Genomic DNA, 16,388 nt, shown 5'->3' on the forward strand with positions numbered 1-16,388 from the left:
GGGCTTTTTCATGGGCTGTTGGAATCAGACGAGAGGTTTAGGCTCGTGCTGTTCTTCCTCGGCATGCGCAGCGTGCTCGACAGCGCGCGGTGCTTGCTCGGCCACAGGGGCCGCTTCTTCCACTGCAGGTTCGGCCACTGGCGCCGGTGCAGTCTCTTCGGCTGGCGCAGGGGCGGCCTCGACCACCTCTGGCGCTTCTACCGGAGCAGGCTCGGCGGTCACCACGGCTTCAGCCGGAGCAGCAGCGGCAGCCAGCTCGGCTTCCTTCTGCAGGCGCTCGGCTTCACGCTTGCGGCGACGCACTTCGCGTGGGTCGTTCGGTGCACGGCCATTGCTGGTCAGGGTGCTGACCGGCGCGGCTTCAGCTTCGACAGCGGGTGCGGGCTCTTCGGCCACCACCGGTGCTGCAACCGGAGCCGGCTCTTCAACCTGGGCAGGTTGCTGGGCCGCTACAGGCTCTTCAACCACCACTGCTGGCTCGGCAACCGGGGCTGGCGCAGGGGCTTCCTGAACCGGCTCGATGGCCTTTTCTTCAACCACTGGCGCCTGGGCTACAGGTTCTGCTGCCGGTTGTTCGGCAACCACAGGCTGGGCTTCGACAACCACGGTCGGCTCGGCAGCCACTTCAACCTGAACCTGCTCTTCAGCCACTGGAGCCACTTCCACTGCAGGAACCACTGGGGCTTCTACCGGCGTGGTGGCTTCAACCACTGGTGCTTCCGGAGCCTTGTCTTCTACAGCGGCAGTCGCACGTTCGGCTTGCTGGTGAGCTTCGGCTTCAGCGTTGGCGCTGATGGCGGTGCTGGCAACCGCGGCAGTGACTGCAAGGCCGGCAGCCAGATCAGCGCTGCTTGGCTCTTCGGCGTTTTCTTCCGAGCCTTCGATCACATTGCCGTTGGCATCACGTTGACGCTCGCGACGGTTGCTGCGACGACGCTGGCCGCGGGAGCGACGACGTGGACGTTCGCCTTCGGCGTTGTCCTGGCCGTCTTCCTGCATTTGCTCTTCGTTCGGCAGCGCTTCTTCTTCGCTGGCGGCAGCGGCTTGAGCCTGTTCGGCACGTGGTTGGCGCTCTTCACGTGGCGCACGTGGCTGGCGCTCTTCGCGAGGCTGGCGCGCCGGACGTTCTTCGGCAACAACGGCGGCGGTAGCAGCGGCTGCAGCTGGAGCGGCGTCCAGTGGCTCGCGCAGTTCACGCACGCGTTCTTCACGCTCGCCACGTGGCTTGCGCTCCTCACGCGGGGCGCGTGGCTGGCGTTCTTCGCGTGGTGCACGCGGTGCGCGTTCTTCGCGGGCTACCGCTTGAACTTCTTCACGGGCTTCGCGAACTTCGCGTGGCTGACGCTCTTCCCGTGGTGCGCGTTCTTCACGCGGAGCACGTTCTTCGCGCGGCTTGCGCTCTTCATCGCGGCGACCGTTACGGTTGCGGCTCTGCTGGCGGCCATTGCGACGCTGTTCTTCGTTGCTGCGAGCAGGGCGCTCGGTCACTGGCTTCTCGACCACGACCGGTGCGGCTGGCTCTTCCTTGGTAGCGAACAGGCTGACCAGGGACTTCACCAGGCCTTTGAACAGGCTTGGTTCGGCCACTGGAGCCGGTGCAGCTACGGGGGCAGCGACGACTTCGGTCGGAACCGGAGCGTTGGCGCGGGCCGGGGCAGTCTTCACTGCCGCTTCCTGGCGAACCAGGGTGCGGGTGGCGGCGGTCGGCTGGACTTCTTCGGCTTCGGCGGCGGCCGCTGCGATTTCGTAGCTGGACTGGTTGGTGTTGGCTTCCGGGCTGTCATCACGCAGGCGCTGAACTTCGAAGTGTGGCGTTTCGAGGTGATCGTTCGGCAGGATGACGATGCGGGCACGGGTACGCAGTTCGATCTTGGTGATCGAGTTGCGTTTTTCGTTGAGCAGGAAAGCGGCGACCGGAATCGGCACTTGGGCGCGTACTTCGGCGGTGCGGTCTTTCAGGGCTTCTTCTTCGATCAGGCGCAGGATCGCCAGGGACAGCGACTCGACGTCACGGATGATGCCGGTGCCGTTGCAGCGCGGGCAGACGATGCCGCTGCTTTCGCCCAGGGATGGACGCAGGCGCTGACGGGACATTTCCAGCAGGCCGAAGCGCGAGATGCGGCCGATCTGCACGCGGGCGCGGTCGGCTTCCAGGCATTCGCGGACTTTTTCTTCCACGGCGCGCTGGTTCTTGGCCGGGGTCATGTCGATGAAGTCGATGACGATCAGGCCGCCGATGTCACGCAGGCGCAGTTGGCGAGCGATTTCTTCCGCTGCTTCCAGGTTGGTCTGCAGGGCGGTTTCTTCGATGTCGCTGCCTTTGGTGGCGCGGGCCGAGTTGATGTCGATGGACACCAGGGCTTCGGTCGGATCGATGACGATGGAGCCGCCGGAAGGCAGTTCGACCACGCGCTGGAAAGCGGTCTCGATCTGGCTTTCGATCTGGAAACGGTTGAACAGTGGCACGCTGTCTTCGTACAGCTTGATCTTGCTGGCGTACTGCGGCATCACCTGACGGATGAAGGTCAGGGCTTCGTCCTGGGCTTCAACGCTGTCGATCAGCACTTCGCCGATGTCCTGGCGCAGGTAGTCGCGGATCGCGCGGATGATCACGTTGCTTTCCTGATAGATCAGGAATGGCGCGGAACGATCCAGGGACGCTTCCTTGATGGCGGTCCAGAGTTGCAGCAGGTAGTCGAGGTCCCACTGCATCTCTTCGCTGCTGCGGCCCAGGCCGGCAGTGCGCACGATCAGGCCCATGTCGGCTGGTGCCACCAGGCCGTTCAGCGCCTCACGCAGTTCGTTGCGCTCTTCGCCTTCGATGCGGCGGGAGATACCGCCGGCACGCGGGTTGTTCGGCATCAGTACCAGGTAACGGCCGGCGAGGCTGATGAAGGTGGTCAGGGCGGCGCCCTTGTTGCCACGCTCTTCTTTCTCGACCTGGACGATGACTTCCTGGCCTTCGCTCAGGACGTCCTTGATATTGACGCGGCCTTCGGGGGCTTTCTTGAAGTATTCGCGGGAGATTTCTTTGAGGGGCAGAAAGCCGTGGCGCTCAGAGCCGAAATCGACAAAGGCAGCCTCGAGGCTTGGTTCGATGCGAGTGATGCGGCCTTTATAGATGTTGGCCTTTTTCTGCTCGCGGGCTCCGGACTCGATGTCCAGGTCGTAGAGGCGCTGGCCGTCTACCAGAGCAACACGCAACTCTTCGGGTTGAGTTGCGTTAATCAGCATTCTTTTCATGTAGTACCGTCGGTTTCCGGGCTGCCGGAAACGGCGTTCGGCACACACGACTTCTCACGGTCGGTGTCAGGTGCGTCAGGAGTGGTTGACCACTCGAGTGTCTAGCGAGGTTCGTCCGGGTAACTAAGAACGAAGTCGCGACTTACGCGTCCTGCTTGCTGTGGTGACTAAGGCACCGCTTAAGCAAAAGTCTGTCAGGAGGAGGAATCAACCGGCGACTGTGGACGAGATGAAGCGTCTTGATAAAGCCTAATGCTACACAGTCCGACGGTTGTGCATCTCCACCCTACACGTATCCCTGATAATTCGGGTGCTGCCGCGCGCAGAATCCGCAGCGGGTTGGCATTTACCGTGAACTCCGAAAGGGGAGGTCACGCATCATGGCTAAAGGCGTTGTTTCCGCAACTTTCGCTCGGGATCGTTTGTCGCTGACTGCACTTTGTGAACTGGCCGTTAATCGCTGCGTAAAAGGCGAGTAGTCACTCTGCTTTCTACGGGTTTCAGGCCTCATGTCACCTGCGCTTGTTACAACGCCGAACTCTTCCGTTAGATAGTGAAAACTGCGTAGGACGGCCTTGCGTCCTTATGAATTGCGTTGGTCAGGGCCGGCTGTTTGCCGCTGTTCCTCTGCCCAGCCGCTTTTGGCGGCGTTCGCGACTATAGCAGCAATCATTAAGTGCTTCAAATCCATAAAAAATTGTTATCATTCGCGCCATGACGACTACTGCCCCCTCGACTCCAGGCGTTCAATTGCTTGAGGTCTCGCCGGAATATGCCGGCCAACGTATTGATAACTTCCTTCTCGCCCGGCTCAAAGGCGTGCCCAAGACCTTGATTTACCGCATTTTGCGTAAAGGCGAAGTGCGAGTGAACAAGGGGCGGATCAAGCCCGAGTACAAGCTGCAAGCGGGTGATGTGGTGCGCGTGCCTCCCGTGCGGGTGCCCGAGCGCGACGAGCCAGTGCCGCTGGCTCAAGGGTTGCTGCAGCGCCTGGAAGCCTCGATCGTCTTCGAAGACAAGGCCCTGATTGTGATCAACAAGCCTGCCGGGATTGCCGTGCATGGCGGCAGCGGCTTGAATTTCGGGGTGATCGAAGCCTTTCGTCAGTTGCGCCCGGACGCCAAGGAACTGGAGCTGGTGCATCGCCTTGATCGGGACACCTCCGGCCTGCTGATGATCGCTAAAAAACGCAGCATGCTGCGTCATCTGCATGCCGCGCTGCGGGGCGATGGCGTGGACAAGCGCTACATGGCGCTGGTCCGTGGCCATTGGGCCACGGCGGTGAAGCAGGTGCGTGCACCGCTGCTCAAGAGCAACCTGCGCTCCGGCGAGCGCATGGTGGAGGTCAACGAAGAGGGCAAGGAGGCCTTGACCGTGTTCAAGGTGCTGCGCCGCTTCGGTGATTTCGCCACCATGGTCGAGGCCAAGCCGGTGACCGGGCGTACTCACCAGATTCGTGTACATACCCTGCATGCCGGGCACTGCATTGCCGGTGACAGCAAGTACGGCGATGACGATTTCACTCGCGAGATCCGTGAGCTGGGCGGCAAGCGCCTGTTTCTCCATGCCTATATGTTGACGGTGCCGCTGCCCGATGGCGGCGAGCTGAAATTGCAGGCCCCGGTGGATGAGATGTGGGCCAAGACCGTGGAGCGCCTGAGTGCACCCTGATTACAAACTGCTGATCTTCGACTGGGATGGCACTCTGGCCGATTCCATTGGTCGGATTGTCGAGTCAATGCACGCATCTGCTGATCGTTCCGGCTTTCCTCGCCGCGATGACTACGCCGTCAAGGGCATTATCGGTCTGGGATTGCCAGAGGCGATTCGCACACTGTATCCGGAAATAGATGATGGGCAGTTGGTAGCTTTTCGTCAGCATTATGCGGATCACTACATTGCTCTCGAGGCAGAGCCTTCGCCTCTGTTTGCTGGTGTGGTGCAGTCTCTCGACGCCTTTCGGGGTGAGGGATATCAGCTGGCTGTCGCCACCGGCAAGGCCCGGCGAGGGCTGGATCGAGTGTTGAAGGCCCATGGTTGGGAAGGGTATTTCGATATCACCCGGGCGGCCGACGAAACTGCCAGCAAGCCTCATCCGTTGATGCTGGAGGAAATCCTTGCTCATTGCGGGGTTGGGCCGCGGCAGGCTTTGATGGTTGGCGATTCGTCCTTTGATCTGTTGATGGCGCGCAATGCCGGAATGGATTCGGTGGCCGTGAGCTACGGTGCTCAGTCCATCGAGGCCTTGCAGGTATTCGAGCCGCGCTTGTCCATCGACCGTTTTCCTCAATTGCACGCCTGGCTGAGCCAGGGTGCCGATTAAGTTTTTGCTGGGGTAGCAGGCATGACCGACGAATGGAAGGCGCCGAGCAAGGCGGGCGCTGAAGGTGGTGATGATAAAAGCTGGAAACTGCTGGAGAAGACGCTGTTGGCCAGCGTCCAGGAACAGCGTCGCTCGCGGCGCTGGGGCATTTTCTTCAAGCTGTTGACCTTTGTTTACCTGTTCGCGGCGCTGGCGTTGTTCACGCCGCTGATGACCATGGAAAAGAATGCCACTCGTGGCGGTAGCTACACCGCGGTGATCGATGTCACAGGGGTGATTGCCGACAAGGAATCGGCCAGTGCTGACAATATTGTCGGCAGCCTGCGTACTGCGTTCGATGATCCCAAGGTCAAGGGCATTGTGTTGCGTATCAACAGCCCTGGCGGCAGCCCTGTGCAGTCCGGCTACGTCTATGACGAGATCCGTCGTCTGCGGGCTTTGCACAAGGACACCAAGGTCTACGCGGTGATCTCGGATCTCGGGGCGTCGGGTGCTTACTACATTGCCAGCGCTGCTGACGAGATCTATGCCGACAAGGCGAGCCTGGTGGGTTCCATTGGTGTGACGGCGGCCGGCTACGGCTTTGTCGGCACCATGGAGAAGCTGGGAGTTGAGCGTCGCACCTACACCTCGGGCGAGCACAAGTCGTTCCTGGATCCGTTCCAGCCGCAAAAGCCTGAAGAGACCCAGTTCTGGCAGGGCGTGCTGGACACCACTCATCGCCAGTTCATTGCCAGCGTCAAGCAGGGCCGTGGCGATCGCCTGAAGGACAAGGAGCATCCAGAACTGTTCTCCGGCCTGGTGTGGTCGGGCGAGCAGGCGCTGCAATTGGGGTTGATCGATGGCCTGGGCAATACCAGCTCGGTGGCGCGGGATGTGATTGGCGAGAAAGAGGTGGTGGACTTTACCGTCCAGGAATCGCCATTTGATCGCTTCTCGAAGAAACTCGGTGCCAGCGTGGCTGAGCAGATTGCCATGTGGATGGGCTTTCAGGGCCCAACCTTGCGCTGATCGGGTGTTGCTCAATAAAAAGCCGGCTTGAGTGCCGGCTTTTTTATGGCGGTTCAGGGTGTTTCTACGCCCTCGGCCAGCAGCATGTCCACGAGGCGGATCAGTGGCAGGCCTATAAGGCTGGTGGCGTCGCTGCCGGCGGTGCTCTGGAACAGGCTGACCCCCAGGCCTTCGGCCTTGAAGCTGCCGGCGCAATCATAGGGCTGTTCGGCGTGCAGGTAGCGTTCGATGCGGGTGCTGTCCAGGGTGCGCATGTTGACCGTGAACGGGACGCAGTCGACCTGGCAGTGGCCGGTCTGGCTGTTGAGCAGGGCCAGGCCGGTGAGGAAGGTCACGCTGGCGCCGCTGGCGTCCAGCAGTTGCTGGCGGGCTTTTTCGAAGGTATGGGGTTTGCCGATGATGCGCTCGCCGAGCACCGCGACCTGATCGGAACCGATGATCAGGTGTGCTGGATGGCTGCTTGCCAGGGCGCGGGCCTTTTCCTCGGCCAGGCGTTTCACCAGAGCTGTGGCAGACTCTCCGGGGCGATGGCTTTCGTCGATGTCAGGAGAGCTGCAGGTGAAGGGCAGGCGCAGGCGGGACAGCAATTCCCGGCGGTAGGCCGAGCTTGAGGCGAGTAATAAAGGCAGCATGTGCGTCTCCTGAGGCAGGCCGGGAATTCTAGCGAGGCTTGCAAGTGACGGACAGGGCTGAATTTCCTTTGACATGGCCAGGGGCATCCCTATAATGCTGCGCCTATGTTGAATGACCCGATTCCACCTCACGTTGACCCGCGCAAATTGGCTGACCGTGGCACCACCCTTCAAGGTGAACTGCTGCTGGCCGATTTGGAGAGACTCTGCGACCCGCTTTCCGACAATGTCGGTACGGTGCAGGCTAAATTCGTTTTCGAGCGTGACGAACGTAAAGCTGTAGTTATCCACAGCTCCATCGACGTCGAAGTCAAAATGGTTTGCCAGCGTTGTCTTGAGCTGGTCACCCTGCCGATCCACAGTGAGTGCAGTTACGCTGTGGTGAAGGAGGGTGCGAATACCCAGTCGTTGCCGAAAGGTTATGACGTGCTGGAACTGGGCGAAGATCCTTTGGATCTGCAGGCGTTGGTCGAGGAAGAGCTTTTGCTTGCCTTGCCAATCGTGCCTGCTCATCATCCGGAAGAATGCCAGCAGCCGGCGGGGCTCGATGAGCCCGAACCGAGCGAGGACGAGGTAACGCGGTCCAACCCGTTCAGTGTATTGGCGCAGTTAAAGCGTGACCCAAACGTTTAGGAGTTAATCAATTATGGCTGTTCAGCAGAACAAAAAATCCCGCTCTGCCCGTGACATGCGTCGTTCCCACGATGCTCTCGAGGCTAGCACCCTGTCCGTAGAAAAGACCACCGGTGAAGTTCACCTGCGTCACCACGTATCGCCAGAAGGCGTATACCGTGGTCGTAAAGTGATCGACAAGGGCGCTGACGAGTAATCCTTGTCCGCTCAAGTCATCGCGATTGACGCAATGGGCGGGGACTTCGGTCCCCGCAGCATTGTTCAGGCGAGTATTGCTTGTCTGTCTGCTACCCCCTCGCTGCACCTGACCCTGGTTGGTCAACCCTCCCTTCTTGAAGAACTGATTTCCGGTCAAACGGCTGTGGATCGCGCGCGCCTGACGATTACCCCTGCAAGCGAGGTGATCACCATGGACGAAAAGCCTTCCCAGGCCCTGCGGGGCAAGCCGGACTCTTCGATGCGGGTGGCCCTTGAGCTGTTGCGCGATGAGAAGGTCCAGGCCTGCGTCAGTGCCGGTAATACCGGTGCGCTGATGGCGCTGTCGCGTTATGTGCTGAAAACCCTGCCCGGAATCGATCGGCCGGCGATGGTGGCTGCCATCCCGACTCAGCGTGGCTATTGCCAATTGCTGGATCTGGGAGCCAACGTCGATTGCAGTGCCGAGCACCTGTTGCAGTTCGCCATCATGGGCTCGGTTGCGGCGGAAACCCTGGGCATCGTGCGGCCGCGGGTGGCCTTGCTGAATATCGGCACCGAGGACATCAAGGGCAACCAGCAGGTCAAGCTGGCGGCGAGCTTGCTGCAGCAGGCCCGCGGGCTCAACTACATCGGTTTCGTCGAGGGCGATGGGTTGTATCGGGGCGAGGCGGACGTGGTGGTGTGCGACGGTTTTGTCGGCAACATCCTGCTCAAGTCCAGCGAGGGGCTGGCGACCATGATCGCCGCTCGTATAGAAGCCTTGTTCAGGCAGAATCTGCTGTCCCGGGCTGTTGGGGCACTAGCCTTGCCGCTGATGCGCAGGTTGCAGGCGGATCTGGCGCCGGCGCGGCACAACGGTGCGAGTTTCCTCGGCTTGCAGGGGATCGTGGTGAAGAGCCATGGTTCTGCAGGCGTTCAAGGTTTCCAGAGTGCCATTCAGCGGGCGTTGATCGAGATCCAGGAAGACCTGCCGCGCCGCTTGCATGGGCGTCTTGAAGACTTGTTGCTTTAGGCGTTTACCCTGTGGAGTGCTTAAATGTGACCGCTCAGTTCAATTGGCCATCCAACTGTCAGTTTCTTGCGTCCACCACGGTGTGACGTCAATTCTCCGACGACAAGATCATTAGGGGCTTGTTACATGTCTGCATCCCTCGCATTCGTCTTTCCAGGACAGGGCTCGCAGTCCCTCGGCATGTTGGCCGAGCTGGGCGCGCAGTACCCACTGATCCTCGATACGTTCAAAGAAGCCTCCGATGCTCTGGGCTACGACCTCTGGGCTCTGACCCAGGAAGGTCCTGCAGAGCTGCTCAATCAAACCGATAAGACCCAGCCGGCCATCCTCACCGCGTCCATCGCCCTGTGGCGTGTATGGCTGGCCGAAGGTGGCGCGCGCCCGGCTTTCGTCGCCGGTCACAGCCTGGGTGAATACAGTGCCCTGGTCGCCGCTGGCAGCCTGACCCTGGGTGAAGCGGCCAAGCTGGTCGAGCGTCGTGGCCAGTTGATGCAGGAAGCCGTGCCGGCAGGGCAGGGCGGCATGGCTGCAATTCTCGGCCTGGAAGATGCCGATGTGGTCGCCGCCTGTGCTGAAGCCGCGCAGGGCGAGGTGGTCAGCGCCGTGAACTACAACTCCCCTGGCCAGGTGGTGATCGCCGGGGCAAAGGCGGCTGTGGATCGCGCCATCGAGGGCTGCAAGGCGCGGGGCGCCAAGCGCGCCATGCCGCTGCCGGTCAGCGTGCCTTCCCACTGTGAGCTGATGCGCCCGGCCGCCGAGCGCTTTGCCGAGTCGATCGCTGCGATCAACTGGCAGGCACCGCAGATTCCATTGGTACAGAACGTCAGTGCCGCTGTGGCCGCCGACCTGGACACCCTCAAGCGCGACCTGCTGGAGCAGTTGTACAAGCCGGTGCGTTGGGTCGAGTCGGTCCAGACTCTGGCAGCCAATGGCGCCACCGAGCTGGTCGAGTGCGGCCCGGGCAAGGTCCTGGCTGGCCTCAACAAGCGCTGCGCCGAAGGCGTGTCGACCTCTAACCTGAACACCCCAGATGCTTTCGCTGCCGCCCGTGCAGCGTTGGCCTGAACTAGGAGAAGCTTGCATGAGTCTGCAAGGTAAAGTTGCACTGGTGACCGGCGCCAGTCGTGGTATCGGCCAGGCCATCGCGCTTGAGCTGGGGCGTATGGGCGCCACCGTGGTGGGTACCGCCACGTCCGCTTCGGGTGCCGAGCGCATTGCTGCCACCCTCAAGGAAAATGGCATCCAGGGCACTGGCCTTGAGCTGAACGTTACCAGTGACGAGTCCGTGGCTGCAGTCCTGGCCAGCATCACCGAGCAGTTCGGTGCGCCGGCGATCCTGGTGAACAACGCCGGCATCACTCGCGACAACCTGATGATGCGCATGAAAGATGACGAATGGTACGACGTGGTCGATACCAACCTGAACAGCCTGTATCGCCTGTCCAAGGGCGTTCTGCGTGGCATGACCAAGGCTCGTTGGGGTCGAATTATCAGTATTGGCTCGGTTGTGGGTGCCATGGGCAACGCAGGCCAAGTAAACTACGCGGCCGCCAAGGCCGGTCTCGAAGGTTTCAGCCGTGCCCTGGCCCGTGAAGTGGGTTCGCGGTCGATCACGGTGAACTCGGTTGCTCCAGGTTTTATCGACACCGATATGACCCGCGAACTGCCGGAAGCGCAGCGTGAAGCGCTGCTGACGCAAATTCCGCTGGGTCGTCTGGGCCAGGCTCAAGAGATCGCGCAAGTGGTCGCTTTTCTGGCATCCGACGGTGCGGCATACGTTACTGGGGCTACAATCCCGGTCAACGGCGGGATGTATATGTGAGTCAAATGTGACGGATTGCTTCAAAAAAATGTCATACGAGCTGTCTAAAATCCGTTATAAAGCTGCAATCAATTTATAGGCAGATGGCCAAAGGGTTTGAGGGACAAAGCTTTCAGTTGAAAAGCTGAAAAGCCTTTCTATACACTTACCCACTGGCCAGCTGCCTGAATTTGTCCATTAGGAGTGAAAACAAGGTATGAGCACCATCGAAGAGCGCGTCAAGAAAATCGTTGCTGAGCAACTGGGCGTTAAAGAAGAAGAAGTTGTTAACACCGCTTCCTTCGTTGAAGACCTGGGTGCCGACTCCCTTGACACCGTTGAGCTGGTGATGGCTCTGGAAGAGGAATTCGAGACCGAAATCCCTGACGAAGAAGCTGAAAAGATCACTACCGTTCAAGCAGCTATCGACTACGTTACCAGCCACCAGGCTTAATCGTTTGTAGTCGTCTTTTGCTGTCATGGAAAAACCGCACTGCCGTTACGGCGTGCGGTTTTTTCTTTAGGCCTGATACAAAGTGTCGTCATTAGAAAAAGGAGAGTGCTGTGTCGCGTAGACGCGTCGTAGTCACCGGTATGGGTATGTTGTCGCCACTGGGTACGGATGTGCCAAGCAGCTGGCAGGGCATTCTGGCTGGCCAAAGTGGCATCGGTCTGATCGAACACACCGACCTTTCTGCCTATTCCACCCGTTTTGGCGGCTCGGTAAAGGGCTTCAATGTCGAGGAATACCTGTCGGTCAAAGAGGCCCGCAAACTCGACCTGTTCATTCAATACGGCCTGGCAGCCGGTTTCCAGGCGGTACGCAACGCCGGTCTGGAAGTCACCGATGCCAACCGTGAACGCATCGGCGTGGCCATGGGCTCGGGTATTGGCGGTTTGACCAATATCGAGGAAACCAGCCGCATCCTGCACGATTCCGGCCCACGACGGATTTCTCCGTTCTTCGTGCCTGGCTCGATCATCAACATGATTTCCGGTTTCCTGTCCATCCACTTGGGTGCCCAGGGGCCGAACTACGCCATTTCCACTGCGTGCACCACCGGTACCCACTGCATCGGCATGGCTGCGCGCAACATCGCCTACGGCGAAGCCGACGTGATGATCGCCGGCGGTGCTGAAATGGCTGCCTGTGGCCTGGGCATGGGCGGCTTCGGCGCGTCCCGTGCACTGTCGACCCGCAACGACGAGCCGACCCGCGCCAGCCGTCCCTGGGACAAGGGGCGTGATGGCTTCGTCCTGTCCGACGGCGCCGGCGCCCTGGTTCTGGAAGAGCTGGAGCACGCCAAGGCTCGTGGGGCCACCATCTATGCGGAGCTGATCGGCTTCGGCATGAGCGGTGACGCCTATCACATGACGTCGCCTCCCGCCGATGGTGCCGGTGCTGCGCGCTGCATCGCCAATGCCCTGCGCGACGCCAAGCTCAACGTGGACCAGGTGCAGTACATCAACGCCCATGGCACTTCGACCCCGGCCGGCGACCTGGCCGAGGCCGAAGCGATCAAGAGCGTGTTCGGCGATCACGCCTACAAGCTGGCGGTCAGTTCCACCAAGTCCATGACGGGTCACCTGCTGGGTGCCGCGGGGGCGATCGAGGCGATCTTCAGTGTGCTGGCAATCAACAGCCAGGCCGCGCCGCCCACCATCAACCTGGATGAGCCGGATGAAGGCTGCGATCTCGATTTCGTGCCGCACACCGCGCGCAGCATGGATATCGACGTAGTGCTGTCCAACTCCTTCGGTTTTGGTGGCACCAACGGCTCCTTGGTGTTCCGCCGGTTCTCCGAGTGATGCACAGCTGGGTCGACGGTCAGCCGGCTGACGCACTGTCGCTCAAGGACCGCGGCCTGGCTTACGGTGATGGTCTGTTCGAGACCATTGCCGTCAAATCCGGGCGCCCGCAGTTGCTGGAGCGGCATCTGCAGCGTTTGGCCGAAGGATGCCGGCGCCTGGCGCTGACGGCGGATCAAGCCCTGATCCGCAGTGAGCTGCAGGCTTATGCGGCGGCTTTGGGGGAGGGTGTGCTCAAGCTGATCCTGACCCGGGGCGACAGCCAGCGCGGCTATGCCGCCGATCCTACAACCGCTGCACGGCGGATTCTCCAGGGCTCCGCATTGCCGGTGTATCCCCCGGCCCATGCCGAGCAAGGCATTCGTCTGTTTCCCTGTACCACGCGCCTGGCCGAGCAGCCGCTGCTGGCCGGCCTCAAGCACCTCAATCGTCTGGAGCAGGTTCTGGCTCGTGCCGAGTGGCGTGATACCGAGCATGCCGAAGGCTTGATGCGAGATACCTCTGGGCGAGTTATCGAAGGCGTGTTCAGCAACCTGTTCCTGGTCAGCCAGGGGCGGCTGCTGACGGCTGACCTGAGTCGCTGCGGCGTGGCCGGGGTGATGCGCGCTGAAATATTGTTTCAGGCCGAGTCATTGGGCATCCCCGCGCAAGTCGGGGATATCAGTCTCGATCAACTGCAACAGGCTGATGAAGTCTTTGTCTGCAACAGTGTCTATGGCGTCTGGCCAGTGCTTGGCTGTGCCGGGATGAGCTGGTCGGCGGGTGCGCTCACCCGTAAACTGCAGGGCATTACCCGCGCACTACTGGATGCTTGATTCGTGAGACGTAAATTACTGCTCCTGCTGGAAACCGGACTGGTCCTGGCAGGACTGCTGTTGGGTGCGAGTGCCTGGAAACTGCACTCGGCCCTGGAACAACCGCTGAACCTGAGCCAGGAACAGTTGCTCGATGTTCCCGCCGGCTCGACGCCCACCGGCACCTTCAATCGTCTGCAAGCCGAGGGTGTGCTCGATGATGCCTTCTGGCTGCGCCTGTACTGGCGCTTCAATATGGCGGGCCAGCCTCTGCACAGCGGCGAGTACCGCATGACCCCAGGCATGACCGCCGAAGGCCTGATCGGCCTCTGGCAGCGCGGTGAGGTGGTGCAGTACAGCCTGACCCTGGTGGAAGGCTGGAATTTCCGCCAGGTACGCAGCGCCCTGGCCAAGAGCGAAAAATTGCAGCAGACCCTGACGGGGCTTAGCGACAGTCAGGTGATGGAAAAGCTCGGGCATCCCGGGGTTTTCCCTGAAGGGCGTTTCTTCCCTGACACCTATCGTTTCGTTCGGGGCATGACCGACGCCGAACTCCTGGAAAAAGCCTACGACCGCCTGGACGATGTGCTGGCCAAGGAGTGGAGCAAGCGTGCCAACGATGCGCCTTACAGCGATCCTTATCAGGCGCTGATCATGGCCTCGCTGGTGGAGAAGGAAACCGGCGTACCCCAGGAGCGTGGGCAGATCGCAGGCGTGTTCGTGCGTCGCATGCAGATTGGCATGCTGCTGCAGACCGATCCTACGGTGATCTACGGCCTCGGTGAGCGTTACACCGGCAAGTTGACCCGGGCTCATCTCAAGGAAGCCACACCCTATAACACCTACGTGATTGCCGGCCTGCCGCCGACGCCGATCGCCATGGTCGGACGCGAGGCGATCCACGCCGCCCTCAACCCGGTGCCCGGCAAGAGCCTGTATTTTGTCGCGCGGGGCGACGGTAGCCATGTGTTCTCCGATGACCTGGATGCCCACAACAGCGCGGTGCGCGAGTTTCAGCTCAAGCGTCGCGCCGACTACCGTTCCAGCCCGGCTCCAGCCGCCACGCCAGCGGTCCCCGAAGCGGTAGGTCCGGCGCCGCAGACGCCTGCAGCCCCTGGCCCGGAGACGGCTCCGGCAAGCGCCCCGCAAGCTGCGCCCGAGCCGGCTGCGACTCCGGCTCCTGCCGAGCCTGTGCCCGAGCCCGCGGCGAAAAGCCCGCAATGACATTGATTAAGGACTGCCCGTGACTGGCTTGTTTATTACCCTGGAAGGCCCGGAAGGCGCGGGCAAAAGCACCAATCGCGAGTACCTCGCCGAGCGCCTGCGCGCTGCGGGGATCGAGGTGCTGTTGACCCGTGAACCCGGTGGCACGCCGCTGGCCGAGCGGATTCGCGATGTGCTGCTGACCCCGTTGGAAGAGGTCATGAATGCCGATACCGAGCTGTTGCTGGTGTTCGCCGCGCGTGCCCAGCACCTGGCAACGGTGATTCGTCCGGCCCTGGAGCGCGGTGCGGTGGTGCTGTGCGACCGCTTCACCGACTCCACTTACGCCTACCAGGGCGCGGGCCGCGGCCTGAGCCTTGCGCGCATTGCTGCGCTGGAGGATTTCGTCCAGGGCGAGTTGCGCCCCGACCTGACCCTGGTCTTCGACCTGCCGGTGGATGTCGGCCTGGCGCGAGCCAGTGCTCGTGGCCGGCTGGATCGCTTCGAGCAGGAAGGCCAGGCCTTCTTCCAGAAGGTTCGCGAAGCCTTCCTGGCCCGCGCCGCAGCGGCGCCGCAGCGTTATGTGCTGGTGGATGCGGCGCAGCCCCTGGCCCAGGTCCAGCAGTCCCTGGACAGCTTGTTGCCGCAGTTGCTGGAGCGCGCCCGTGGCTGAAGTCTTCCCCTGGCAGGACAGCCTCTGGCAGCAATTGGCGGGGCGTACTCAGCATGCCCATGCCTACCTGTTGCATGGCCCGGCGGGTATCGGCAAGCGGGCCCTGGCCGAGCGGCTGATGGCGCGCTTGCTGTGCCAGCGCCCGGAAGGCCTGGACGCCTGTGGTCAATGCAAGTCCTGCCTGTTGCTGCTGGCCGGCAGCCACCCGGACAACTACGTGCTGGAGCCGGAGGAAGCGGACAAGGCGATCAAGGTCGACCAGGTCCGCGAACTGGTGAGCTTCGTGGTCCAGACCGCCCAGTTGGGGGGGCGCAAGGTTGTGCTGATCGAGCCGGTGGAGTCGATGAATATCAACGCCGCCAACGCCCTGCTCAAGAGTCTCGAGGAGCCTTCCGGCAACACTGTGCTGTTGCTGGTAAGCCACCAGCCCAGCCGGTTGTTGCCCACGATCAAGAGCCGTTGCGTGCAGCAGGCCTGCCCGCTGCCCAGCGAGGCCATGAGCCTTGAGTGGCTGGCCCAGGCCCTGCCTGATTGCTCCGAGGAGGAGCGGGTGGAGCTCTTGACCCTGGCTGCCGGTTCGCCGCTGGCAGCGGTCAGCCTGCAGGCCCAGGGTGTTCGCGAGCAGCGGGCGCAGGTGGTGGAAGGGGTGAAGAAGCTGCTGAAACAGCAACAGTCGCCCACGCAACTGGCCGAATCCTGGAGTGCCATTCCCCTGTTGCTGCTGTTCGACTGGTTCTGCGACTGGTCGAACCTGGTCCTGCGCTATCAACTGACCCAGGATGAGCAGGGACTGGGCCTGCAAGACATGCGCAAGGTGCTGCAATACCTGGCGCAGAAGTCCGCCCAGGCCAAGGTGCTGAACATCCAGGACTGGATCCTGGCCCAGCGCCAGAAGGTCCTGAGCAAGGCCAACCTCAACCGCGTGCTGTTGCTGGAAGCCTTGCTGGTGCAGTGGGCGGCCCTGCCTACCCAGAATTGACCCGCAGCGCCGCCTAGACTCAGCGTTGTTTCCGCCCGGGCGCCATAACCCGGGCCTTTCATTGATCGGATGTAGTT

General features: G+C 61.5%; 16 protein-coding genes. 14 read left to right on the forward strand and 2 right to left on the reverse strand.

Going from position 1 to position 16,388, the window contains the following annotated elements:
• Positions 1-24: 24 nt before the first annotated feature.
• Positions 25-3,243 carry a ribonuclease E gene (rne, locus tag ABCR88_RS09610; RefSeq protein ID WP_350404461.1) on the reverse strand — a complete coding sequence of 1,073 codons (3,219 nt, stop codon included), beginning with the start codon at positions 3,241-3,243 and terminating at the stop codon, positions 25-27.
• Between the two features lie 714 nt (positions 3,244-3,957).
• Here rne and rluC point away from each other — a divergent pair.
• The 3 genes from rluC to sppA are packed head-to-tail and all read left to right on the forward strand — an operon-like array spanning position 3,958 to position 6,577.
• Entirely contained in the window at positions 3,958-4,914 is a 957-nt protein-coding gene (rluC, locus tag ABCR88_RS09615) for a 23S rRNA pseudouridine(955/2504/2580) synthase RluC (RefSeq protein WP_011060111.1), read from the forward strand.
• A complete protein-coding gene (locus tag ABCR88_RS09620) occupies positions 4,904-5,566 on the forward strand; it encodes an HAD-IA family hydrolase (RefSeq protein WP_041116789.1) in 663 nt (220 codons plus the stop codon). The genes rluC and ABCR88_RS09620 overlap by 11 nt, the downstream gene beginning before the upstream one ends.
• A 21-nt stretch (positions 5,567-5,587) precedes the next feature.
• Positions 5,588-6,577: a signal peptide peptidase SppA gene (gene sppA / locus ABCR88_RS09625; protein WP_011060113.1), complete on the forward strand. Its 990-nt coding sequence runs from the start codon at positions 5,588-5,590 to the stop codon at positions 6,575-6,577.
• 53 nt (positions 6,578-6,630) lie between these two features.
• On the opposite strand, the gene ABCR88_RS09630 is transcribed toward sppA, so the two are convergent.
• Positions 6,631-7,209, reverse strand: coding sequence for a nucleoside triphosphate pyrophosphatase (locus ABCR88_RS09630; protein WP_041116791.1), 579 nt, complete (start codon positions 7,207-7,209; stop codon positions 6,631-6,633).
• 105 nt (positions 7,210-7,314) lie between these two features.
• Here ABCR88_RS09630 and ABCR88_RS09635 point away from each other — a divergent pair, with 105 nt between their 5' ends.
• The 11 genes from ABCR88_RS09635 (at position 7,315) to ABCR88_RS09685 (ending at position 16,311) form a co-directional block, all read left to right on the forward strand.
• Complete coding sequence (locus ABCR88_RS09635; protein WP_011060115.1) at positions 7,315-7,842, forward strand: YceD family protein; 528 nt, start codon at positions 7,315-7,317, stop codon at positions 7,840-7,842.
• Positions 7,843-7,855: 13 nt separating this feature from the next.
• Entirely contained in the window at positions 7,856-8,038 is a 183-nt protein-coding gene (rpmF, locus tag ABCR88_RS09640; protein ID WP_003179396.1) for a 50S ribosomal protein L32, read from the forward strand.
• Between the two features lie 3 nt (positions 8,039-8,041).
• The gene (plsX, locus tag ABCR88_RS09645; RefSeq protein WP_072451636.1) at positions 8,042-9,052 is read left to right on the forward strand and encodes a phosphate acyltransferase PlsX; all 1,011 of its coding nucleotides are present in this window, start codon (positions 8,042-8,044) and stop codon (positions 9,050-9,052) included.
• Between the two features lie 126 nt (positions 9,053-9,178).
• A complete protein-coding gene (fabD, locus tag ABCR88_RS09650) occupies positions 9,179-10,117 on the forward strand; it encodes an ACP S-malonyltransferase (protein ID WP_011060117.1) in 939 nt (312 codons plus the stop codon).
• Positions 10,118-10,133: 16 nt separating this feature from the next.
• Positions 10,134-10,874: a 3-oxoacyl-ACP reductase FabG gene (fabG, locus tag ABCR88_RS09655; RefSeq protein WP_011060118.1), complete on the forward strand. Its 741-nt coding sequence runs from the start codon at positions 10,134-10,136 to the stop codon at positions 10,872-10,874.
• A gap of 196 nt (positions 10,875-11,070) precedes the next feature.
• Positions 11,071-11,307: an acyl carrier protein gene (acpP, locus tag ABCR88_RS09660; RefSeq protein ID WP_003175607.1), complete on the forward strand. Its 237-nt coding sequence runs from the start codon at positions 11,071-11,073 to the stop codon at positions 11,305-11,307.
• Between the two features lie 110 nt (positions 11,308-11,417).
• Complete coding sequence (gene fabF / locus ABCR88_RS09665) at positions 11,418-12,662, forward strand: beta-ketoacyl-ACP synthase II (protein ID WP_011060119.1); 1,245 nt, start codon at positions 11,418-11,420, stop codon at positions 12,660-12,662.
• Entirely contained in the window at positions 12,662-13,477 is an 816-nt protein-coding gene (pabC, locus tag ABCR88_RS09670; protein ID WP_350404464.1) for an aminodeoxychorismate lyase, read from the forward strand. The genes fabF and pabC overlap by 1 nt, the downstream gene beginning before the upstream one ends.
• 3 nt (positions 13,478-13,480) lie before the next feature.
• The gene (gene mltG / locus ABCR88_RS09675; protein ID WP_041116795.1) at positions 13,481-14,680 is read left to right on the forward strand and encodes an endolytic transglycosylase MltG; all 1,200 of its coding nucleotides are present in this window, start codon (positions 13,481-13,483) and stop codon (positions 14,678-14,680) included.
• Positions 14,681-14,699: 19 nt separating this feature from the next.
• On the forward strand, positions 14,700-15,332 hold the full coding sequence (gene tmk, locus ABCR88_RS09680; protein ID WP_210457363.1) for a dTMP kinase: 633 nt from the start codon (positions 14,700-14,702) through the stop codon (positions 15,330-15,332).
• The gene (locus tag ABCR88_RS09685) at positions 15,325-16,311 is read left to right on the forward strand and encodes a DNA polymerase III subunit delta' (RefSeq protein ID WP_011060123.1); all 987 of its coding nucleotides are present in this window, start codon (positions 15,325-15,327) and stop codon (positions 16,309-16,311) included. The genes tmk and ABCR88_RS09685 overlap by 8 nt, the downstream gene beginning before the upstream one ends.
• The last annotated feature ends 77 nt before the right edge of the window (positions 16,312-16,388 follow it).

It is taken from the genome of Pseudomonas sp. W17 (assembly GCF_040268305.1).
Classification (GTDB): Bacteria; Pseudomonadota; Gammaproteobacteria; order Pseudomonadales; family Pseudomonadaceae; genus Aquipseudomonas; species Aquipseudomonas protegens.